The sequence below is a fragment of the Chryseobacterium sp. IT-36CA2 genome (assembly GCF_949767875.1).
Lineage (GTDB): Bacteria > Bacteroidota > Bacteroidia > Flavobacteriales > Weeksellaceae > Chryseobacterium.
Genome location: NZ_CATKPG010000021.1, coordinates 714,518 through 737,889, shown reverse-complemented (window position 1 = coordinate 737,889; position 23,372 = coordinate 714,518). Strand labels below are relative to the sequence as shown.

14 protein-coding genes are annotated in these 23,372 nt (G+C 37.2%); 11 read left to right on the top strand and 3 right to left on the bottom strand.

Features of this window, described 5'->3' with window-relative positions:
- Positions 1-23 precede the first annotated feature (23 nt).
- The gene (locus ACM6F9_RS14870; protein ID WP_414846424.1) at positions 24-821 is read right to left on the bottom strand and encodes a DUF2797 domain-containing protein; all 798 of its coding nucleotides are present in this window, start codon (positions 819-821) and stop codon (positions 24-26) included.
- An 89-nt stretch (positions 822-910) separates the two neighbouring features.
- On the opposite strand from ACM6F9_RS14870, the gene ACM6F9_RS14865 reads away from it, so the two are divergent.
- From ACM6F9_RS14865 to msrA, 10 genes are all read left to right on the top strand, one after another.
- On the top strand, positions 911-1,939 hold the full coding sequence (locus tag ACM6F9_RS14865) for a GDP-mannose 4,6-dehydratase (protein ID WP_414846423.1): 1,029 nt from the start codon (positions 911-913) through the stop codon (positions 1,937-1,939).
- A 136-nt stretch (positions 1,940-2,075) separates the two neighbouring features.
- Complete coding sequence (locus ACM6F9_RS14860) at positions 2,076-2,297, top strand: DUF2795 domain-containing protein (RefSeq protein WP_002662059.1); 222 nt, start codon at positions 2,076-2,078, stop codon at positions 2,295-2,297.
- Positions 2,298-2,420: 123 nt separating this feature from the next.
- Positions 2,421-5,495 carry a preprotein translocase subunit SecA gene (gene secA, locus ACM6F9_RS14855; protein WP_414846422.1) on the top strand — a complete coding sequence of 1,025 codons (3,075 nt, stop codon included), beginning with the start codon at positions 2,421-2,423 and terminating at the stop codon, positions 5,493-5,495.
- Positions 5,496-5,645: 150 nt separating this feature from the next.
- Positions 5,646-7,832, top strand: a complete 2,187-nt coding sequence (locus tag ACM6F9_RS14850) for a TonB-dependent siderophore receptor (protein ID WP_414846421.1) — start codon at positions 5,646-5,648, stop codon at positions 7,830-7,832.
- 45 nt (positions 7,833-7,877) lie between these two features.
- Positions 7,878-10,037, top strand: coding sequence for a TonB-dependent siderophore receptor (locus tag ACM6F9_RS14845; protein ID WP_414846420.1), 2,160 nt, complete (start codon positions 7,878-7,880; stop codon positions 10,035-10,037).
- A gap of 40 nt (positions 10,038-10,077) precedes the next feature.
- Entirely contained in the window at positions 10,078-11,277 is a 1,200-nt protein-coding gene (locus ACM6F9_RS14840; RefSeq protein ID WP_414846419.1) for a PepSY-associated TM helix domain-containing protein, read from the top strand.
- Entirely contained in the window at positions 11,277-13,391 is a 2,115-nt protein-coding gene (locus ACM6F9_RS14835; protein WP_414846418.1) for a TonB-dependent receptor, read from the top strand. The genes ACM6F9_RS14840 and ACM6F9_RS14835 overlap by 1 nt, the downstream gene beginning before the upstream one ends.
- 51 nt (positions 13,392-13,442) lie before the next feature.
- On the top strand, positions 13,443-14,654 hold the full coding sequence (locus ACM6F9_RS14830) for a PepSY-associated TM helix domain-containing protein (protein ID WP_414846417.1): 1,212 nt from the start codon (positions 13,443-13,445) through the stop codon (positions 14,652-14,654).
- Between the two features lie 79 nt (positions 14,655-14,733).
- A complete protein-coding gene (locus tag ACM6F9_RS14825; RefSeq protein WP_414846416.1) occupies positions 14,734-15,702 on the top strand; it encodes an ROK family protein in 969 nt (322 codons plus the stop codon).
- A 579-nt stretch (positions 15,703-16,281) separates the two neighbouring features.
- Positions 16,282-16,836 carry a peptide-methionine (S)-S-oxide reductase MsrA gene (gene msrA, locus ACM6F9_RS14820; protein WP_414846415.1) on the top strand — a complete coding sequence of 185 codons (555 nt, stop codon included), beginning with the start codon at positions 16,282-16,284 and terminating at the stop codon, positions 16,834-16,836.
- A 202-nt stretch (positions 16,837-17,038) separates the two neighbouring features.
- Here msrA and ACM6F9_RS14815 read toward each other — a convergent pair whose 3' ends face one another.
- Together ACM6F9_RS14815 and ACM6F9_RS14810 are read right to left on the bottom strand one after the other, a co-directional pair.
- Positions 17,039-18,799, bottom strand: coding sequence for a RagB/SusD family nutrient uptake outer membrane protein (locus tag ACM6F9_RS14815; RefSeq protein ID WP_414846414.1), 1,761 nt, complete (start codon positions 18,797-18,799; stop codon positions 17,039-17,041).
- A gap of 13 nt (positions 18,800-18,812) precedes the next feature.
- On the bottom strand, positions 18,813-21,857 hold the full coding sequence (locus ACM6F9_RS14810) for a SusC/RagA family TonB-linked outer membrane protein (protein WP_414846413.1): 3,045 nt from the start codon (positions 21,855-21,857) through the stop codon (positions 18,813-18,815).
- A gap of 329 nt (positions 21,858-22,186) precedes the next feature.
- Between ACM6F9_RS14810 and ACM6F9_RS14805 the strand changes: the two genes are divergently transcribed.
- Positions 22,187-23,263 (top strand): phosphatidylinositol-specific phospholipase C1-like protein, encoded by a 1,077-nt coding sequence (locus ACM6F9_RS14805; RefSeq protein WP_414846412.1) that lies wholly within the window; start codon positions 22,187-22,189, stop codon positions 23,261-23,263.
- The last annotated feature ends 109 nt before the right edge of the window (positions 23,264-23,372 follow it).

The following is a 23,372-nucleotide window of genomic DNA, read 5'->3' as shown; positions in this document are numbered from 1 at the left end:
TTGGTGTTTACCTATTGTATAGATCAATTCTTTATTTCAAGCTCAATTACATATCCTTCATGCCCTCTTACATTCATGAAATTTCCTCCTTCAAATCCCAGATACTGCCCTTTGATCCCTGTAAGTTTTCCTATAAATTCAGGTTTTTTGTCTAAAGTAAATGAATTTACTTTCTCAGGCTTTTCAAAAGGATAATCGAACGCCCACAATTCTTCACCTTCACTATAGAACTTCTGAAAATCTTCAGGAAAATATTCTTTTATCTTTTGTCTGAAGTCTGCAAGGTCTATTTCTCCTTCAAAATCATCCTGCAGCATTTTTCTCCAGTTCGTTTTATCTGCCAGATGTTCTTTTAAAGCCACTTCTATCATTCCTGCTTCATAGCGGTTCTCTGTTCGTGCAATGGGTAATGCAAAAGTTGCTCCCTGATCAATCCATCTTGTAGGAATCTGTGTATTTCTGGTAACACCTACCTTCACATCTCCAGTGTATGCCAGATAAACAGTGTGTGGCTGCAGCTGAATTTGTTTTTCCACTTCAAGATCACGTTCTGCAACTCCTAAATGTGCAGTAGAAAGTTCCGGACGGATAATGGTATCACTGGCATAAGGGCTCTCAAAAAAACAGCTTTTGCAGAATCCCATTCTGTAAATAGGCTTATTGAGTCCACAATTTACACATTGAAATCCTGTATGTTTGATGCTTAACCCCTTTCCAAACAGCTCATTCATGTGGATCAGATCTCCAGAAAGGTTGAGATAATACTGAATGGGTTTTGCGTCGAAGCTTGTCATTTTTAAAATTTGCCCTTGAAACTGCATATTATATTTATATTACTTTTTTAAGTAAATTTAATGATTATATTTTTCAAAAAGTAAAATTTATATTTTTGCACTAATAAAAAATACAAATGGTTTATCTCATAACAGGCGGCAGTGGGTTCATCGGTTCCCATTTAATTGAGCGATTATTAGGAAATGGACATTCTGTCATAAACATTGACAATTTTGATGATTTCTATGACTATCAGGTAAAAATTAAAAATACTTTAGAGTCAATCGGTAAAAATTCGGATTTTGAATTCTCGGATAAAGAGACTGATATCCCGCGTTTGGTTTCCCTCACTCATTCTGATCAATACTCCCTCTATTGGCAGGATATAAGGGATAAAACAGGTTTAGAAAATATCTTTAAAAATCACCATATTGACATGGTTGTTCATCTGGCAGCGCTTGCAGGCGTGCGGCCTTCTATTGAACATCCTCTGGAGTACGAAGAAGTGAATGTACGTGGTACTATGAATCTTTGGGAGCTATGTAAAGATTTTAATATTAAAAAATTTATCTGCGCCTCTTCTTCAAGTGTTTATGGAAACAATGAAAAAATTCCTTTTTCAGAAACGGATAATGTAGATAATCCTATTTCTCCCTATGCAGCTACCAAGAAAAGCGGAGAGGTTATAGGACATGTTTATCACAGCCTATATCATATAGATATGATCCAGCTTAGATTCTTCACCGTATATGGACCAAGACAGAGGCCAGACCTCGCCATACACAAATTTGTAAAGCTTATTTCGGAGGATAAGGAAATCCCTTTCTATGGGAATGGAAGCACAGCCAGAGATTATACTTATATAGATGATATTATTGATGGTATTACCAAGTCTATCCTTTATCTGGAAACTCATTCCGGAGTTTATGAAATCCTTAATCTGGGCGAAAACCAAGTGATCAATTTATCTGAGATGGTGGCCACTATAGAAAATTCACTTGGAAAAACTGCCAACAAAAAAATTCTGCCAATGCAGCCGGGAGATGTCACAAAAACAAATGCCGATATTACCAAAGCTAAGGATTTAATAGGATATAAACCGGCCACAGACTTCCAAAATGGCATAAAAAAATTTGTGGAATGGTTTTTGAGAAAACGACATTAAGTAAATTGCTGACACAGCTGCCAACCAGTTTGTGACAGACATTTATAAGAAAATATTATAAAAAGAATTGAAAATCAAGTATAAAAAAGTTTATTATACAACCTATTTTTATACTTTTGCAAAAAATTAGAAAATTATGTACTGGACATTAGAATTAGCTTCATATTTAAGTGACGCACCTTGGCCAATGACAAAAGCAGAGCTTATCGACTACGCAATCAGAACTGGTGCACCTATGGAAGTAGTAGAAAACCTTCAGGCAATCGAGGACGAAGGAGAAATTTATGAATCTATCGAAGAAGTATGGAGTGACTATCCTACTGACGAGGATTTCCTTTGGAACGAGGACGAATATTAATAAAGCGATAAGCTTTAGGCTGCGTGCTTAGAGCTTTTTTGCCCTTTTTATATATTAATTTACACGATAAGTGTTATTTAAAACGCTTAAAGCATTTTGCATTAAGCATAAAGCAAAAAATTTATGAGTTTTTTAAACAAAGTTCTTAAAGGGTTTTTGGGAGACAAGAAAGCGCAGGACCTAAAAGAAGTAAAAAAAGTTGTAACAAAAATCAGAGCTGTAGAACCTAACATTCAACAATTGTCGGATGATGGGTTGAGACAAAAGACGGCTGAGTTTAAAGAGAATATAAAATCTGCAACCAGCAAGATCACAGCTCAAATAGAACAGATAAAAGAGCAGATAAAAAATTCAACCAATGTTGATGAAAAAGAAGCTCTTTTCTCAAAAATTGAGTCTTTAAAGAAAGAATCATACGAAATTGAAGAAAAAGTTCTGATTCAGGTTCTTCCCGAAGCTTTTGCATTGATCAAAGAAACGGCAAGAAGATGGGCTCAGAATGGAGAAATCCGTGTAACTGCAAGTGATTGGGACAGAGAACTTGCTGCTGCAGGAAAAGATTTCGTTAGCATTCAGGGAGACACAGCTGTTTGGAAAAACTCATGGGACGCTGCCGGAACTCCTGTAGTTTGGGATATGGTCCACTATGATGTTCAGTTTATCGGAGGGGTTATTCTTCACAGTGGTAAAATTGCCGAGATGGCAACCGGTGAAGGTAAAACTTTGGTAGGAACATTACCTATTTACTTAAATTCACTTCCGGAAAGAGGAGTACACGTTGTAACCGTGAATGACTACCTTGCAAAAAGAGACTCCGCATGGATGGGTCCTCTTTATCAGTTCCACGGAATGTCTATCGATTGTATCGATAACCACCAACCGAACTCAGACGGAAGAAGAAAAGCATATAACTCAGATATTACTTACGGAACAAATAACGAATTCGGTTTCGATTATCTGAGAGATAACATGGTGACCTCACCTTCAGAACTGGTACAAAGAGAATTAAACTTTGCGATCGTGGATGAAGTTGACTCTGTATTGGTAGATGACGCCAGAACACCTTTGATCATCTCTGGTCCGGTTCCTCAGGGAGACAGACAGGAATTTGATGTTCTAAAGCCTTCTATCGACAGAATCGTTGAAGTACAAAAGAAAACTGTTTCTACTATTTTTAATGAAGCGAAAAAATTAATCGCTGCAGGAAATACAAAAGAAGGAGGATTCAAATTACTTCAGGCGTACAGAGGTCTTCCAAAAAACAGACAATTAATCAAATTCTTATCGGAAAGCGGAAACAGAGCATTGCTTCAGAAAGTTGAAGCACAGTACATGCAGGATAACAACCGTGATATGCCGATCGTAGATAAAGATCTTTACTTCGTAATTGAAGAAAAAAACAATCAGGTAGACCTTACAGACAAAGGTGTTGAATACATGTCTCAAGGAAACTCAGATTCAAACTTCTTTGTACTTCCGGATATCGGAACTGAAATTGCTGAATTAGAAGCTAAAAACTTATCTAAAGAAGAAGAGTTTGAAGCTAAAGAAAGACTTTTCTCTGATTTTGCTGAAAAATCTGAGCGTGTTCACACAATGAGCCAACTATTGAAAGCATACACATTATTTGAAAAAGATGATGAGTATGTAGTGATTGATGGTGAAGTAAAAATCGTTGATGAACAGACAGGTCGTATTATGGAGGGACGTCGTTATTCAGACGGTCTTCACCAGGCGATTGAAGCGAAAGAGAATGTAAAAATTGAGGCAGCGACTCAAACTTTTGCAACGGTTACGCTTCAGAACTATTTCCGTATGTACAACAAACTTGCGGGGATGACAGGTACTGCAGAAACAGAAGCAGGGGAACTTTGGGAAATCTACAAATTAGATGTTGTGGTAATTCCTACCAACCGTGTTATTTTAAGAGATGATAAGCAAGATTTGGTTTTCAAAACCAATAGAGAAAAATACAATGCTGTAATTGAAGAAATTGAAAGATTAACGGCAGCAAAAAGACCTGTTCTAGTAGGTACTACTTCTGTTGAAATTTCTCAATTATTATCAAAAGCACTTCAGTTAAGAAAAATCCCACACCAGGTATTGAACGCGAAACTTCACAAGAAGGAAGCAGAAATTGTGGCAGGAGCAGGACAGCCGGGAGTTGTAACCATTGCAACAAACATGGCAGGTCGTGGTACGGATATTAAGCTTTCTAAAGAAGTAAAAGAAGCTGGAGGTTTAGCCATCATTGGTACAGAAAGACACGATTCAAGACGTGTTGACAGACAGTTAAGAGGTAGAGCGGGACGTCAGGGAGACCCGGGAAGTTCTCAGTTCTATGTATCTCTTGAAGATAACTTAATGCGTTTGTTTGGTTCTGAGAGAATTGCTAAAATGATGGACAGAATGGGTCATAAAGAAGGTGAAGTAATTCAGCACTCTATGATCAGTAAGTCTATTGAAAGAGCTCAGAAGAAAGTAGAAGAAAACAACTTCGGAACAAGAAAGAGACTTCTTGAATATGATGACGTAATGAACAAACAACGTGACGTAATCTACAAGAGAAGAAAGAACGCTCTATTCGGAGACCACTTGAAATATGACATCACAAATATGATTTTCGATGTTGCCAATTCTATCGTTGCGAAAGGAAAAGCATCAGGAAATTATAAAGATTTTGAATACGAAATCATTAAAACATTTACGATGGAATCTCCGGTTTCCCAAAGTGATTTTAATAATAAAAGTGTTCAGGATCTGACCAATATCTTATTCCAGGCAGCTCAGGAAGATTACAAAATGAAGCTGAACCTATTGAAAGAAAAATCATTCCCTATTATTGAGAATGTATACCAAAATCAAGGTTCTATGTTCAAAATGATCCAGGTTCCTTTCACAGACGGACACAAAACAATGACTATTGTAGCTGATCTTAAAGAAGCTTACGATACTCAGTGTGAAAGTTTAGTGAACGATTTTGAAAAGAATATCACTTTATCAATTATCGACGAAAACTGGAAGCTTCACCTTCGTGAGATGGACGACTTAAGAAGATCTTCACAAGGAGCTGTTTACGAGCAGAAAGATCCACTGGTAATTTACAAGCAGGAATCTTTCCACTTATTCAGTGAGATGATCGACAAACTAAACAAAGAGATTATTTCTTTCTTATACAAAGGAGAAATCCCGGCTTAAGAAAATTTTAATAAAATCACATAAAAACCGCTCTGGCAATGGCTAGAGCGGTTTTTTGTTATTCATTATATACTATTTCATGATAAATATCAATCTCATTATTTATTTAGAATACTTAAAAATAATATATTTGCAGAAAATTTGACTTTCATGAAAAATGTACTCATCTGTGCTTCGCTGCTTGGACCAATTATGTCCTTTGCTCAGAAGAAGGATTCTACCAATACCAAAAGCATTGATGAAGTAATACTTATAAACACGTATATTAAAAAGGATAGCGAATACTCAAACAAAATGCCGCTAAAGGCTATTGAGAACCCGCAAGTCTATTCAAGTGTTGATAAGAGCATTTTAGAAAATCAAGGAATTTATACGGTAGATGATGCCTTTAAAAACATTCCTGGTCTGCAGCCAATGTGGACTTCAAACGGAAGAGCTGGAGATGGAGGTGCATATGTAAGTTTAAGAGGTTTCGTATCTGCCAATTCTTTAAGAAACGGAGTTCTTGGATCCGTAACAGGAACTATTGACGCCATAAATCTTGAAAAAATGGAAGTTCTGAAAGGTCCTTCAGGAACTTTATTCGGAAGTCTTCTTTCAAGCTATGGCGGTGTCATCAACAGAGTAACCAAAAAGCCCTATGAAACATTCGCAGGAAATGTGAGTCTGGCTGGTGGCAGCTATGATACCTACAGAGCGGCAGTAGATATTAATACTCCTCTAACAAAGGATAAAAAATTATTGTTCCGTTTAAATTCTGCTTATACGAATGAAGGAACTTTTCAGACCGAAGGATTTAGAAGAAATCTTGCAATTGCTCCAAGTTTAAGCTACAAACCAACTGATCGTTTAAGCATTAATTTAGACATGGAACTCTTCCAGATGAAAAATATGAGTGATCAGACTTTCTTCTTCTACTCAGGTAGTTATCTTCAAAAAGTAAACAATATCAAGGATTTAAATCTTGATTATAAAAATTCATATTTAGGAAAAGATCTTACTAATAGCGGAAGAAGTATCAACTTTTTCGGACAGGTTAATTATAAGATTTCAAATTCTATTACTTCATCAACTAATTTCAGCACATCTTCCAGCTATTCTAATGGGTTTATGCCTTATCTCTATTTTATGGGTGACAGTGCAGACAGTATGTACAGAAGTGATCAGTCAACAAGAGACAGCAGAAAAAAATCCCATAATTTTCAACAGAACTTTAACGGAGATTTCAAAATTGGAAATCTGAGAAACAGAGTTGTATTAGGTTTTGATTATTTAAGAGTAAATAATGATCAAAACTTCTATGATGTGAACGGATTTGATAGAGATGCCCAAGGAAACTCAATTCCTGTTCCTTTACATCAGGCTGGTTTTGACTACACCAATTTCAATGGTACGGCTTTACAGGAAAAGTATAATGCTATGGCAGGGAATGAAAACCCTTATATCATTAAAGGAATTCAGGAAAACTACGCTGTTTATATTTCAAACGTATTAAATATTACTAATAGTCTTAATGTTTTAATGGCATTAAGGGTAGACAATTTCACGAATAAACCAGGTATTACTGGCGCTGCAAGTTCTGAAGAAAGCAAAAAGCTAAATCAGACTTTCTTTTCTCCAAAATTAGGGATTGTGTATGAGATTATTAAAGACAAAGTTTCTGTTTTTGGAAACTATCAGAACAGTTTTAAGAACCTTTCATACTATGTGGATGGGTCAGGGGTTACAAGAACACCTCTTCCAGAGCAGGCTAACCAAATGGAAGGAGGAATAAAAACAAACCTTTTTAACGGAAAAGTATCTTCTACGTTAAGTTACTACAATATTAAAGTAAAAGATGTTTTAAGAAACTTACAGCTTGCATCCAATCCACAGGCTCAGATTCAGGATGGAACGATTGTAAGTAAAGGGGTTGAGCTTGAGATCAATGCTTATCTGTTGAAAGGTTTCACAGCCATTGCAGGATTCAGTTATAATGATTCAAAATACACAAAAGCAGACCCTTCTGTAGCAGACAGAAGACCGAATACATCCGGTTCACCTTACCTGGCCAATTTATATGCGAGCTATCAATTTCTTGACGGAAGGTTTAAAGGGTTAGGATTCGGACTTGGAGGAAACTATGCGAGTGAAAATAAAATTTATAATTCCGCAGACGGAGTATTTTCTTTACCATCTTATGTTGTTTTGAATGCCAGCGCTTATTATGATGCTAAAAAATTCAGAATTGGAGTAAAGGTAGACAACTTCACCAATCAGCATTACTGGATTGGGTACACAACTGCAAATCCACAAAGGCTGATCAATGCTGTAGGAACATTAACATACAAATTTTAAGTACGATACGTACATTATTCATACACATTAAGGACTTTATAAACAATGAAAAAAATAACAATAGGAGCTGCATTATTAACTTCCATGTTAAGTTTTGCACAGGAAAAAAAAGACACCATCAAATCCAACGATATTGAAGAAGTAGTTGTTAGTGGAAGATATTATCAGAAGTATAAACTGAATGAAGTTTCGGGTTCACTGAGAATTCAGACTCCGATTCTTGAGCTTCCTCAGAATGTACAGTCTATAAGTTCTCAGGTTCTTGCGGACCAGCTTACATTGAACATGTCTGAAGGAATTGTTCGTAACGTAAGTGGGGCAAGAAAAGTAGAACACTGGGATAATGTGTATTCCAATGTATTCATGAGGGGTGCCAGTATTGCCACTTTTATGAACGGAATGAATGTTTCTTCTACGTGGGGGCCAATCAACCCTGATGCTTCTATCATAGACAGAATAGAATTTGTAAAAGGTCCTGCCGGATTTATGGGTTCTATGGGAGATCCTGCCGGATTTTATAATGTGGTAACTAAAAAGCCAACAGGAAAATTTGCCAACAGTGTACGTTTCACAACAGGAAGCTATAATCTTTTCAGAGGAGAGGCAGATCTTGACGGAGTTCTTGTGAAAGACGGAGTCTTAGACTACCGTATCAACCTGATGGGAAGTTCCAACAAATCGTGGGTGGAAAATGATAAAACAAGCAAAATTATTGTTGCTCCGTCTATTACTTTCAGACCTACAAAGACGACTACATTTACAGCTCAATACAATTATCAGTATTTAAAATTCAATCAGCCGGGAGCTTACCTGATGTCTAACGACGGGTATGCTTCACTGAATGTACATACCAACTTTAATGATCCTAATTTCAAGCAGACTGAAGTAAAAGATCAGAGTTTATTCTTGAGCTTAGATCAAAAACTTTTCAAAGATTGGGTTTGGAGCACGCAATATGCATATATGGACCTTAATTATGACGGAGGTTCATGGTGGGGAACTTTTGATCCAGCCAATAAGAATGTTTTAAACAGAACATTAAGCAACTGGCAGGCAAAAGGAAAAAACCACATCTTCCAGACCTATTTGAGAGGAAAGCTTAATACAGGAAATATTGTTCATAAAATTATTGCAGGATTTGATTACGGAGATAGAAAATACAATGCTGATTTTTCATCTTTTGCAGGAGGACCTTTTCCAATTGATATTTATAATGTGAATTATGGAGTGGATCCTTCAAAACTTCCATCTTCTGATTTTTATACTTTAAATACTTCTGCCCCATTCTATAATGACCAGGGAGTAAAATATACTTCTTATTATGCTCAGGATCAAATTGAAATGTTTGATAATAAATTAAGATTAACCTTAGCAGGAAGATATACAAGCGGTAAAACTTATTCCGCATATCCTAATCTGAGCCCGGGAACTCCTATTGTACCTGATACAGCAGGTGAGTTTACACCAAGAGTCGGAATAAGCTATTCTATTAATGAAAACTTCTCTGCTTATGGTATCTATGACAAAACTTTTACACCACAGTCCGGTACCGGGATTAATCAAACGAAGATTACAGATCCTTTCAGAGGTCAGAATATTGAATTTGGATTGAAAAAAGACTGGTTCGGTGGAAAATGGAATACAACTTTTGCTGTTTACGAAATCAGAAGACAAAATATTCTTGTTGCCGGAAATTCAAATGAAAACGGAGGTGTTGCTTTTCAGGTTCCTACCGGAGAACAAAGAGCAAGAGGTTTTGAAACTGATATCAAGGGAGAAATCATCAAAGGGCTGAACCTTATTATCAACTACGCTTATACTGATGCGAAAACCGTTAAAGACACAGATCCTTCAAGAATTGGAGTTCAGTCTCCCGGAAATGCAAAAAATGTTCAAAATACATGGATAAGCTATAGATTTGAAAATGGACTTATGAAAGGTTTCGGTATTTCAGCAGGATATCAGTATCAGGGAGGAAGACAGTCCTGGTTTGGGGTGAGCGCTAAAAAAGACCAAAGCTTACCAGATTACTTTGATACCAACTTTGGGGTTTCCTATGTTGCTAAAAAATTCGATGTTAACTTTATGCTGAATAACGTTCTTAACAGAAAGCTTTATAGCGGATATAGAGGAGACGGAGGAGAGTACGCATGGATCTACAATGCTCCGCGTAACTGGAGAGTATCAATAGGATATAAATTTTAAAAATTCAAAGGTTAGCCCCTCACGGGGTTAACTTTTTGCTATGAGAAAAAAGCATCATCATACAAAAAAAGCTTCTTCAAAAAAGTGGTCCGCCAAACTGCATTTGTGGTTTGGTTTATCTGTTGGCATCATTGTATTTATAGTCTCTCTTTCAGGGACTTTATATGTTTTTAAGGATGAAATACAGAATAACTTACGTAAAGAAGCCATTTATCTGAAAAAAGAGGATATTGGGAAAAAAGCTTTGTCTATCAATTTGCTTCGCGAAAAAGTATCCTTAGAGCTTAATGAAAAGTATCCTGTCAGTGCTGTAGAAATTCCGTTGGACAAAACGAAATCCTATCAGTTTGAGTACTATGATAAAAGCAAAAAAGGATGGAATTATTTTCAGCAGGTACGCATTAACAAACTGGTTTATGTGAATCAGTATACCGGGCAAATCCTCGCTGTTTACAATGAAAAATATGATGTCTTCAGTATTCTGAAATATCTCCACTGGGGACTTTTGCTCAACTCAGAATGGGGACCTTATACCGTAGGAATCCCAACCGTTCTCTTTATCGTTATGCTGATTACAGGGATCATTTTATGGTGGCCTAAAAATAAAAATGCCAGAAAAGGACGTTTCTGGTTCAATTGGGAAAATGTAAAAAACTGGAAACGCAAAAATTATGACCTTCATAATATCTTAGGATTTTATGCATCATTTATTGCTTTACTCTTAAGTGTTACAGGACTCTATTTTGCTTATCCTTACGTAAAAAATACATTCACATTTGCCCTATCCGGCTCATGGGAGCTTCCAAAGGAAAAAGAAAGAAAATCTCCGGACTCTCTGATGGCTAAAAATGAAGCTGTTTTCGATTTGGCTGCTGCACAAACAGAAAAATTGTACACAAAGTCATCCAGCTTCAGAATTACCTTAAATGGAAAGAATAAGAAAGGAAAAGAGCTGAAAACCCTTCCGATAACAGTTTACGGACTGGAAGGAAGATACAGTGAAAGAAACATCCTGACCTTTGACAAATACTCCGGAAAACTACTGGCCAACAAACCTCATCACAATCTCAGTACCGCCGAGAAATATTCCAACGCCAATTATGATATCCATACCGGATCCTATTTCGGAATCATTGGAAAAATCATCTGGTTTATGGCAGGTCTCACATGTACATCACTCCCTGTAACCGGATTTCTGGTTTGGTGGGGAAAAAGAAAGAAAAAAGGAAAGAAAATATAATGAAAAAAGCGCTTTTATCAGCTGCCTGCTTAGGAACCACTACCGTTTTTGCTCAGGTAAAAGATACCCTACAAACTAAAAATGTAGACGAGGTTGTCATGACTGCCTCCAGAAAAAAGGAAAACATCAAAGAAGTTCCAAGCTCTATCACGGTGGTAGGAGAAAAACAGATCCAGTCTCAGCTGACTGTTAATTCTGATATTACAAGCATCCTACAGTATACCGTTCCCAGTTTAGGAACTAATTCAGGGCAGACTTCCAACTCGGGACAAACGTTAAGAGGGCGCCAGGTTTTAGTTTTGATTGACGGGATTCCACAGTCTACCCCACTTCGTAACGGAGCAAGAGATTTAAGGACTATTGACCCTTCAGCCATCGAAAGAATCGAGGTGATCAAAGGCGCATCTTCCATCTATGGTAACGGTGCAGACGGAGGGATCATCAATTATATTACGAAAAGAAACAAATCAGATAAAAAAATCTCCGGAATTTCACAAATTGGTCTTACTGGGCAGTCTTACGGTGGTACTTTAGGAGTAAGAGCCAGCCAGCTTTTATCCGGAAAAATCAATAAATTTGACTATACCCTTTCATTAGCTTACGAAAGAACAGGATATACAAAAGATGGTGACGGTGTTTTGATAAGTCCAACTTACAGCATTGCCAAAATGGACAATTATAATGGATTGCTGAAAGTAGGGTATGACATCAACGAAAATCAAAGAATTGAAGCGTCTTATATTGGTTATTCTTCAAGATCAGACCTGAATGTAGGTTTAAAAACAGGAAAATACGGCATCACCCCTACCATTGGGGAAGGAATTGGAAAAGGATTGGAAACAACGCCTCAGGGAACTCCGAAAAACCACAATATCAGAGTAAGCTATGACAATAAAAACCTGTTTGCAGGAACTTCTTTGAATATCAACATTTATTATCAGGATTTCAAAACCGTTTACGGATACAGCGATACCTTTTTCAATGGTGGTCAGTCTAATGTCATTTCAAAAAAGGCAGGAGCAAGATTCAATTTTGATACCCAGCTCTGGAATTCAGCCAACTCTCAGGGAGAAATCATCTACGGAGCTGATATTCTGAATGATGAAACGGTTCAAAAGCTGGAAGACGGACGTTTCTGGACTCCGAACATGAGCATGACCAATATCGCACCTTTCGTGTTGGCAAAAATTGATCTGTTTAAAAAATTAACCATCAAAGGAGGGCTTCGCTACGAAAACATTAAAGTAAATGTAGATGACTTCAATACACTTTCTACCCTGAAAAGTGACGGAACTTTCACCAAAAGTATTCCTGTAGCCGGCGGAAAACTGAACTACAATGCATTGGTAGGAAATATCGGTATCCGTTATAATATTGAACCTTATATCAATCTTTTCGGAAGCTTCTCTCAGGCTTACTCTATCAATGAGTTAGGAAGAATCTTAAGAACCTCAACTTCTGAAACAATCAATAGCCTGGAAACAAAACCAATTATCGTTAACAATTACGAATTGGGAGCAACTGGACAGCTTTCAAGTTGGTTAAATTATGAATTAACTTCTTATGTGAGTACATCTAAATTAGGAGCATCATTCGTGCAAAGCCCGGACAGAGCATTAATGATTCAGAGATCACCAGAAATTGTATACGGGGTGGAAGGATTTTTACACTTTACTCCTACAAAATGGATTCAGTTTGGCGGAAGCTACAGCTGGATGGAAGGAATTACCTCTGTAAAAGATGACGGTGATTATTCTGCAAAGATCAACAACAGCAGAATTTCTGCCCCTAAAGTATTGGCTTATGTTCAGGCAAGACCTGTTCCTGCTCTATCCATTGGTCTTGATATGCTTCACTCTTTCCAGCAAAACAGATTCGAGCCAAATGCTAAAACTGGACAGTATGCCTACGGTGAAGGATTTGTTCCAGAGTATACTGTTTTTAACTTCAAATCAAGTTATGAGGTTAGCAACAACTGGAGACTGTCATTAGGTATTGAAAACCTGTTCAACAAAGTATACCAACCTGCTATTTCATGGTGGACTGCAAGAGACAGCGACTTCACAAATGCTCTTGGACTGAGAGGAACATTCATGATTGAATACAAATTTTAATTAAACTAAATAAAAAGTAAAACATATCTTTGCTTTACTTTTTACTGCCATATGAAGAAAAATCATCATCATAAAAAGAAACCTGGATTTTTTAAGAAATGGTCTGCCAAGCTGCACTTGTGGTTCGGACTGGGAATAGGTTTTCTGATCTTTATTATCTCTATTACCGGAGCACTGTACGTTTTTAAGGATGAAGTGGAAAACATCACCCGAAAAGATGTCATATACCATCATGAGCAAAATATCGAGCAGAAACAGGTCCTTCCTATCCGAGTGATGGAAAAAGCTGTTGCGGAACAGGTAAAAGAGAAATATCCGATCCACTGGGTGAATGTTCCTATTGACAAGACACAGTCTTATATGTTCTTCTGGTATGAACATAATACAGATGCCTGGAACTATTTTGATGAATTTCCTATCTACAAACAGGCTTATGTAAACCCATACACCGGGAAAGTACTGAGAGTGTATGATGAGAAAAACGGATTCTTCAACATTGTAAAAATGATCCACTGGAGCTACCTTCTAAAGCAGGACTGGGGAACATATGTAGTAGGAATTCCGGTTATTATTTTTATCATTATGCTGATCTCCGGGATTATTCTTTGGTGGCCTAAAAACAAGGCAGCAAGAAAACAACGTTTTGCCTTCAAGTGGAAAAACATTAAAAGCTGGAAACGAAAAAACTATGACCTTCATAATGTCTTAGGATTTTATGCCTCAATCTTTGCTTTAATCTTCTCTATTACAGGACTTTTTTATGCATTTTTTGTAGTTCAGGCCATGATTTATGTGATATTTTCCGGTGGAGAAACCAAATATCCAGACTTTTCGCATATTAAAACAAAAGCTCCTATTGAGCTGAGAACAGAAGGAACACTTGATAAAATCATCAATACGGTACAGACAAAGTATCCAGATTCTTACGGTTTTGCAATAGACTTAGGCCATCCACACATGGATGATCATGAACATCCCAACTTTGAGGTATATGTAAAACACTTATCTTATTCTTATCATAAAAGCAGCAGCTTAATCTTTGATGAAAATTCGGGAGAACTGCTTCATACTCATGATCCAAAGGATAAAAACTTCGGAGAAAAAGTAGTGAGTGCCAATTATGATATTCACGTAGGGGCTATTTTAGGGCTTCCAACAAAGATCATTGCTTTTGTTGTAAGTATTATCTGCGCCTCCCTTCCGGTAACAGGATTTATGATCTGGTGGGGAAGAAAAAAGAAAAAAACGGCAAAACCAGTTTAACATATTAAATAAAACGGAGTTATTCATCTATTAATACAATCTTTTTTATAATTTTAGCCCCTAGAATTTAATAATAGAAATGTCATTAATAGATTTATCAAAACAAGTTGCCCTTGGAGTTGACATCGGCGGAACCAATACTAAATTCGGAATCGTAAACCATCGTGGAGAAGTTCTGGATAAAGGAAATCTTAGAACTGATGCTTACGATAAAGTAGAAGATTTCATTGATGCTTTATATGAACATGTTCGTCCAATGATGGAAAAGTATGGTACAGAAGCGCACTTTGACGGAATCGGGGTAGGCGCGCCGAACGCCAATTATTACAAAGGAACCATAGAACTGGCTCCAAACCTTCCGTGGAAAGGAGTAATTCCTTTCACTGAGTTGATGACAGCGAAATTCGGACTTCCTTGTACAGTGACCAATGATGCGAATGCTGCAGCACTTGGAGAAATGCTTTTCGGAGCAGCTAGAGGAATGAAGGATTTCATCATGATTACCCTGGGAACAGGAGTAGGAAGTGGAATTATCGCTAACGGAAGCTTAATCTATGGACACGACGGATTTGCCGGAGAATTAGGACATACAATTGTAAAACCAGGCGGAAGAAAGCACTGGAGTACTGGTTCTGAAGGAAGTCTGGAGGCCTATGCTTCTGCTACAGGAATTACCATTACGGCAAAGAAAATGAGAGCTGAGTTCCCGGAATCTATGCTGAACCAATACCCTGAAGACGAAATCAATTCTAAAACAGTATACGAATGTGCTATCAAGGAAGACCCGATTGCTATTGAGGTTTTCAGATACACAGGTCAGAAACTAGGTGAAGCATTAGCTAATTTTGTAATGTTTTCTTCTCCTGAAGCTATTCTTCTTTTCGGAGGGGTAATTAAAGCTGGAGATTTTATTTTAAAGCCGGCTAAACTTCATATGGAAAGAAATCTTCTTCCAATTTTCAGAAATAAAGTGAAACTGGTTTTCAGTGAACTTGACGAAGCAGATGCTGCTATTCTTGGAGCCAGTGCTTTGGTTTGGGAAAAATAACTGAACACTTTTTTAATAATATAGAGCATCCTTTTTAGGGTGCTTTCTTTTTTTCCCGCAGATTGCACAGATGATTATGTTGCATTTTTTTGTGTTCATTTGTGAAAACATTGGTGTTATTTGTGTTTAAAATTAAAATGGGTGAATATTATTCATCATAATTGAGATGCTTCGACCATGCTCAGCATGACACTGCTAATACTAACTGCTTTAAAAACTTTTCAGAGATTAAATGCGAGAAATTGCATGCTATTTTCCTAGTGTTATTTGTGTTTAAAATTAAAATAGGTGAATATTATTCATCATAATTGAGATGCTTCTACCATGCTCAGCATGACACTGCTAATACTAACTGCTTTAAAAGACATTTCAGAGATTAAATGCGAGAAATTGCATGCTATTTTCCTAGTGTTATTTGTGAAAGCATTGGTGCTATTTGTGTTAAAAATGATTTGTCACATCTATCACCGTAATTTAAGTTTAAGAAGTAAAACGGTGTTCAAATGAAAAACTTTTTCCTATTTTTGATCAGCTTTTTCCGGATCTGGAAAAGATAACACAACAATATAATTACCAAAAATGGATAACAATAATTTAGACCAGATTACTTTCGGTGGCGGATGCTTCTGGTGTGTAGAAAGCTGTTTCAACATGCTGAAAGGAGTAAAGTCTGCTATTTCAGGATATTCTGGAGGACATAAAGATAATCCGACATATCAGGAAGTTTGTACAGGAGAAACAGGACATGCAGAAGTGGTACAGATCACTTATGATCCTGCTGTTATTTCTTATGAACAGTTGATGGATGTATTTTTCTTCCTTCATGATCCTACTCAGCTTAACAGACAGGGGAATGATATCGGAACTCAATACCGTTCTGTAATTTATTATAAAGACGATGCTGAGAAAGCAAAAGCTGAAGAAGCGATCAAAGTGTCTCAGGAATCAGGAAGATGGGCAGGAACTTACGTGACAGAATTAACGAAATTCGATAAATTCTGGGCTGCAGAACAATATCATCAGGGATATTATAATGAAAACCCGACACAGCCTTATTGCAGTGCTGTTGTAGGGCCTAAAATTCAGAAGTTTAAAAAGCATTTCGGAGAATTGGGAATGTTGAATGCAGAATAAAACGTGATATTTTAAGTTTCGGCTAAAGCCGAATGAATGGCAGACATTGTGTTCAACGGGCTAAAGCCCGTTCCTATTGATGTTTAATATCATTATCAGAATTTTAGCAGGATATTTTTAAACCCATATAAAAATAACAGAAGCGAAGAGGAAATCTCTTCGCTTCTTGTTTGACGCAAAAATAATTGTTTATAAAAAGAAACTAATATCCTGGATTCTGTGTAAAATCTTTTGAGGCATCAATAGTTGCCTGAGGAATAGGAAAAATCCTTCTGTAAGGCTGAGAAGCTGGTTTTGCTGTTCCCGGCAAATCAAATTTCCCAAATCGGATCATCGCCTTTCTTCTGTACATTTCCCAATACAATTCATATCCTGATTCTTTAAAAAGGGTATTCTGATCTAAAGAAGCAAGAGCAACTCCCGGCGTATTGTTCTTTAAAGCATCATTCGTTCGGCTTGTTCTCAGTTTATTCACATCTGCTAAAGCCCCCGACATATTTCCACTTCTTAAGTAAGCTTCCGCCCTCATCATGTAGATGGTTCCTAATCTGTACAAGGGCACATCCATTCCGCTGGTTCCATTGTTTCCATATCCTGGATCGAATTCAAATTTGAAATTTCTTACCCCTCGGTTAATCTGAGCCTGTGTAAATACAGATTCAGAAGGGTTATCAAAATTCAGTTCAGGAGTAAAGTCTGCAGCAAGAGTGGTATTTTTTTCTGTAAATAACTTGTAGACTTTAATTCTTCCGTCTGATGTCATATCAAAGTTTCCGTCTGCAAGAAGCTTAGGACCATATTGCTGTCCCACCTGCAACCCTCTGTTGAAATGAAACCAAGGTTTTCCTGTTCCTTCTACTTTGCTGGATGAAGGCACACTTACATCTGTTCCGTCATTTCTGAACCAGGTTCCGTCTGCATACTGGTAAGATCTTTGAAAACGCGGATCATCATGATTTCCGTTCCAGGAATAATAGAATTCCGGGGTGATACACGACGCGTTGGTTCCTCTGTTATCTGGGGAAGGTTTCTGGATTCTTTCCATAGACATGTACGCAAGGTCATTATCTGAAGTTTTGTCTGTATTTTTCTTCTGAACAATAGAGAAGATCATTTCCTTACTTGTATCATTATTGATATCAAAATTGTGGAAATAGTTAGACTCCAGACTGAAGTTCGGATTGTTGATCAACAAATTCGAATATTCAATTACTTTATCCATATCTGTTCCAGAACCACTCACAGCCTGCTCCAGAAAGTTGAAAGATCCTGCCGTTTTATTCTTCAAAACAGCCCTGTTAAGGTACATATCTGCCAGAAATGCATAAGCTGCCTGTTTAGTAAATCTTCCAGCGTGAGTATTCTGTGTTTTAATATCTGCCAGATTAGGAATAAGCCCTTCTACTTCAGTAATCAGAGCATCAATGGTAGTTTCTGCTTTTCTGATCTGAATAGGAGCATTAATATTATTGGGATCTCTGTAAGGAGCCTGTCCGAAAAGATCAATCGTTGTATACGTATAATAAGCCAGTAATCCTTTTGCTTCTGCTAAAAATAAAGCCCGGTTTGTACTGTTGCTTTTTTCAATACTTGAAATAGCTGTCAAAGACTTTGTAATACCAAAATTCAGGGAGTTCCAGGTCGTTTTTACTACGTCACTGCTTGCATCCCATGAGAATTCGTGCATCGCTCTCCATTTTCCACCATCACCCCAGTCACTTCCTCTTGTAGGTAATAATGCCTCATCAGTAGAATATTCCTGCAGAGCAAAAACGTTTCCGTGATCTACAAAAGTTCCGTCTCCCAGCTGGCTGTATGCAGCAGAAAGAGCCGCTTCAGGATCTGCCGTTTCAGAACCCAGTACCTCATCGATCACTTTTTCATCCAGATTAGTGCATCCCATTAAAGAAAATACAGCAATGGATAATACAATTTTATTAATATTTAAAAATTTAGATTTCATGATTTCTTTTCAATTAAAATTTAACAGTAGCTCCCAAAATGAAAGTCTTTGCAGATGGATATGTGGTGTAATCAATTCCCAGAGACTGGTTTCCACTCACCTGTTTGTTGGTATCCACCAAAGGATCATACCCTGAATAGCTTGTAAGGGTAAACAGATTTTGTGCGCTTACATAAAGATTGATACTTCTCAAAAACTTCAGCTGGCTGGTATCAAAGGTGTATCCTAATTTTACGTTATTTAATCTGATAAAATCTGACTTTTCAAGATAAAGGGATGATAATTGAGGCTGGTTGGTGAAGTTGGCTCCTGATTCGTAGAAGTTTTTCAACACGTTTCTATCTGAAGCTAAGTTGTTGATATTTAGATCCAATGCAGTATTATTCACAAGGTAACCGCCCGTTTGTCCGATGAAAGAGAATGAGAAATCAAACTTCTTGTATTTCATATAAGAATTGATTCCAAAAGTGAAGTTCGGAATCGCTCCTTCAAAGATCTTTCTGTCATTCTGATCAATTCTTCCATCACCATTTACGTCTTCATAGATATATTTTCCGTTGGCATCTACTCCCAGATAATTCAACATGTAGAAAGATCCTGCTTCATAGCCATTCTTGTAAATATTGGCTGTCACTCCGGAAAGCCCAGGTCCTGAAACTTCCCCTGAATAGATCGCTGAAACTGGAAGGTCTTTCACTACGTTATTAACTGTAGCTCCGTTGACATCAAAGTTCCATGTGAAATTTTCAGTTTTGATGATTTCTGAGCCTAAAGAGAATTCAAAACCTTTATTGACAATCTTTGCATCAACATTTTTCCACACCGTGCTTGTAGGGCTTAATGGTCTGGAAGGAATATTCAGGATTGGATCTCTCGTTGTTTTGTTATAGTATTCCAATGATCCGTACAATTTGTTTCTCCATAAGCTGAAGTCTGCTCCAATATTGGTCTGTTCCACAACTTCCCATTTCAGATCAGGATTAGGGGTTCTGTTAATTACTACTCCATTGATCAGGTTCAAATTATCATACAAATAATATCCTCCTGATGGCGACAGTGAAGAACTCGCCTGAGTGATCTTGTTTGGAACTTCCTGGTTACCGGTTTGTCCCCAGCTACCTCTTAATTTTAATTCATTAATGATTTGAGAATCTTTCAGAAAATTTTCATTAGAAATTGTCCAGCCCACTGCGACAGAAGGGAAATATCCGTATTTATTGTTTTGACCGAAACGGGTAGACCCATCGGCTCTCAATGAAGCTGTTAATAAATATTTTTTATCAAAATTATAATTTACCCTTCCGAAATAAGATTGCAGTTCGTTTTCCTGAGCATATCCCGCAGCCGGAATAAAGGCTTCTCCGGAATATCCGGGATTAATTTCCGGAGAAATTCCTGCTCCCTGATTCGCAATATTTTTTACTCCGAAATACGTCCCTGTAGTTTTGAATTTCTGATATGAAAAACCACCTAACAAGCTGAAGTTGTGTTTATTTAAACTAAGATCATAGGTTAAATAATGTTCCAAAAGTACATTATAAGAATCAAGATTAGCCTGAACGTACATTCCTTTCGGAGTTCTGTCTGTAATATTAGGATACATCGTGGTATTTCTTTCAGACATCGTTTTGTCAATTCCTAAATTGAACTTATAATTCAAGCCCGGTAAGATTCTCAATGTGGCTTCTGTGTTCCCTAATACTCTGAATGTATTGGTTTTATCATTGTAAACGCTCAATAGATACAATGGATTGTAATGAGCATTCATATTGAAGTTGGTAAAGTTTCCGTTCTCATCATATACAGAACGTGTAGGATTCGCCATCAAAGCATGGATAATCACCTGACCATCAGAACCTGCATTAGCTCCGTTCGGGATTCCGGTTTCTTTAATGTCACTCGCCGTAAGGTTGAGTTTAACCTTTAATCTTTTATTGTCAAAGAAAGACTCTTCTGCATTCAAACGGGCTGTTGTTCTTTTGAAACCACTATTCAGAATAATCCCGTCCTGATCCATGTGAGAAATGGATGCAAAGTAATTTCCGGTTTCCGTAGATTTTGAAAATGATACTGAGTGGTTGGAAGACACTGCATTTCTGAATATTTCATCCTGCCAGTCTGTATTTCCTCCGTGGTCGTATAACTTGTTGATTCCTGCTGATCTGTATTCATCAGCACTCATCAGGTCTAATTTTTTAATGACTGAAGAAAAACCTAAATACGTATCATACGTAAACAATGGCTCTCCTTTTCTTCCTCTTTTTGTTGTTACTAAAACAACACCGTTGGAACCTCTTGCACCGTAGATGGCTGCGGCAGAAGCATCTTTTAAAACAGTGATGGATTCAATATCACTCGTATTTAAGAAGTTTAACGGGTTTTTTGCCTGAGCATTTCCCAAACCAATATTCGGACCTGTAGCACTTACAGCATCGTTGCTCAAAGGAACTCCATCTACAACGAATAAAGGAGTACTTCCGCTTCGGATGGAACCGATACCTCTGATGGAAACATTCACCCCAGCTCCTGGTTCTCCACTCGACTGAACGATACGAACACCTGCGATTTTTCCCTGCATCAGGTTGTCAACGGAAATGTTCATTCCTTCTTTGAAATTCTCGGCTTTCAGCTGGCTTACTGCTCCCGTTAAGTCTGACTTCTTCTGAGAACCATATCCTACCAGGGTAACTTCTTCAATGGAAGTAGATCCTTTTTGGGGTTCTAATTGTATGGAAACCGAAGTACTTGAGATTTTCACCATCTGGATGCCGTATCCTTCATAAGAAATAGACAAGGTCTGCCCGATATTGGCCGAAATGGTAAATTTTCCTGAAGCATCGGTAGAAGCTGTATCTCCGGTTTCTACCACCGTGACTTTGGCGCCTTCAATGGCCGCTCCTTTCTGATCCGTTATGGTTCCGGAAATGGTTTCGTTTACCTGCGAAAACACAGGATAGTTTGAAGTAAATCCTTTAGCATCAGCTTGGCTCGCCACCAAAAAAATTAATGCAATCGGAATTAGCTTTTTAAACTTAAAAAAATTAATTTTGTGGTACATATCAATAAGTAAAGTAATTGCAAGACGTTACATTGCTTATTTAAAAGCCGCTGTTGTTCCCGCAACAGTGGTTTTTTTTTCAAGCAACGGTTAGTTTTTATTTCGGCATACAAAGTAAAAGGATCTACCACAATTCTATTTTAACATAATATTATCTTAAAGTCAACAAAATATAAATATCTCAATTTGGGATAATGTAAACAGACTAAATATCAAATATTTATAATCCCCTATTTTTCCAATATTTACAAAATTTTAAAAATTACTTAACATAATATATAAATCATTACTGTACAGCTTGATTAATTTCGCATGTAAAATGTATCGAAATGAAAAAGGCTGTTCTTCTTAGCATGTTTTTATCTTCTTTCCACCTTTATTGGTCACAATCTCATCCTCTCGAGGATTTAAAGATTAATGAAATTCAGGTGATTGGATCTCACAACTCTTATAAAAAAGCAATTCTTCCTGCAGTGTACAGCTATTTATTTCAAAAAGATACTCTGAAACTTTTACCAAGAATTCAGTATGAGCATATCCCTATTCCTCAGCAGTTGGATCTGGGGCTTAGAAATCTCGAAATTGACGTATATGCCGACAGCAAAGGAGGAAAGTATGCTCATCCGAAAATTCTGGATCTGGTAAAGACTACAGAACCTTTTGATCCGGAAGGTAAAATGAAAAAACCGGGTTATAAGATGATTCATATTACAGATATTGATTATCAAACCTGGTATTATACATTAGAAGACTGCCTGAAGGACCTGAAAAAATGGTCGGACAAACATCCTGATCACGATCCGGTTTTTATAACCCTTGAACCTAAAGATGGAAAAGCCAATCAGTTTGGAACAGAGCCGGAACATTATACTCCAAAACTTCTTGACGATCTAGACAATGAATTGAAAAAGTTTCTGGGAAAAGATAAAATAATCGCTCCCGATGATATTCGCGGTTCTTACAAAACTCTGAACGAAGCTGTTTTAAACAAAAACTGGCCAAAAGTAAAAGACGTAAAGGGAAAATTCCTTTTTGTAATGGATAATAATGGGGAAAACAGAGATTTGTATAGTAAAGATCATCCTTCTCTGAAGGGCAGAATGATTTTCACGAACTCTATTCCGGGGACTCCCGAATCTGCTGTTTTATTCATGAATGAACCTCAGAAAGATGCTGCAGCCATAAAAGATCTGGTTAAAAAAGGATACATCATCCGTACCAGAGCCGATGCTGATACTATGGAAGCACGAAGTGAAGACTATTCAAGGTTTGAGAAAGCCAAAGAAAGTGGAGCGCAGATCATTACAACAGATTATTATTATCCCAGCCAATTATTCAAATCCAATTATAAGGTAAGTTTTGACAACAACTCTTATGAAAGAAAGAATCCTTTAACAGGAAAATAGTCCTGTTTTGCTATTAGATTTATAATTGAGGAGGCTGTCTGAATGGGCAGCCTTTCTGTTTTTTAAACACTAATGACGCTAATATTTTTCACAAATAACACAGGAAAAT

Coding starts and splice junctions, on each gene's coding strand:
- ACM6F9_RS14815 (WP_414846414.1), bottom strand. CDS start 18,799: ATGAAATCTAAATTTTTAAATATTAATAAAATTGTATTATCCATTGCT.
- ACM6F9_RS14830 (WP_414846417.1), top strand. CDS start 13,443: ATGAAGAAAAATCATCATCATAAAAAGAAACCTGGATTTTTTAAGAAA.
- ACM6F9_RS14805 (WP_414846412.1), top strand. CDS start 22,187: ATGAAAAAGGCTGTTCTTCTTAGCATGTTTTTATCTTCTTTCCACCTT.
- secA (WP_414846422.1), top strand. CDS start 2,421: ATGAGTTTTTTAAACAAAGTTCTTAAAGGGTTTTTGGGAGACAAGAAA.
- ACM6F9_RS14835 (WP_414846418.1), top strand. CDS start 11,277: ATGAAAAAAGCGCTTTTATCAGCTGCCTGCTTAGGAACCACTACCGTT.
- ACM6F9_RS14865 (WP_414846423.1), top strand. CDS start 911: ATGGTTTATCTCATAACAGGCGGCAGTGGGTTCATCGGTTCCCATTTA.
- ACM6F9_RS14870 (WP_414846424.1), bottom strand. CDS start 821: ATGCAGTTTCAAGGGCAAATTTTAAAAATGACAAGCTTCGACGCAAAA.
- ACM6F9_RS14840 (WP_414846419.1), top strand. CDS start 10,078: ATGAGAAAAAAGCATCATCATACAAAAAAAGCTTCTTCAAAAAAGTGG.
- ACM6F9_RS14825 (WP_414846416.1), top strand. CDS start 14,734: ATGTCATTAATAGATTTATCAAAACAAGTTGCCCTTGGAGTTGACATC.
- ACM6F9_RS14845 (WP_414846420.1), top strand. CDS start 7,878: ATGAAAAAAATAACAATAGGAGCTGCATTATTAACTTCCATGTTAAGT.
- ACM6F9_RS14850 (WP_414846421.1), top strand. CDS start 5,646: ATGAAAAATGTACTCATCTGTGCTTCGCTGCTTGGACCAATTATGTCC.
- ACM6F9_RS14810 (WP_414846413.1), bottom strand. CDS start 21,857: ATGTACCACAAAATTAATTTTTTTAAGTTTAAAAAGCTAATTCCGATT.
- ACM6F9_RS14860 (WP_002662059.1), top strand. CDS start 2,076: ATGTACTGGACATTAGAATTAGCTTCATATTTAAGTGACGCACCTTGG.
- msrA (WP_414846415.1), top strand. CDS start 16,282: ATGGATAACAATAATTTAGACCAGATTACTTTCGGTGGCGGATGCTTC.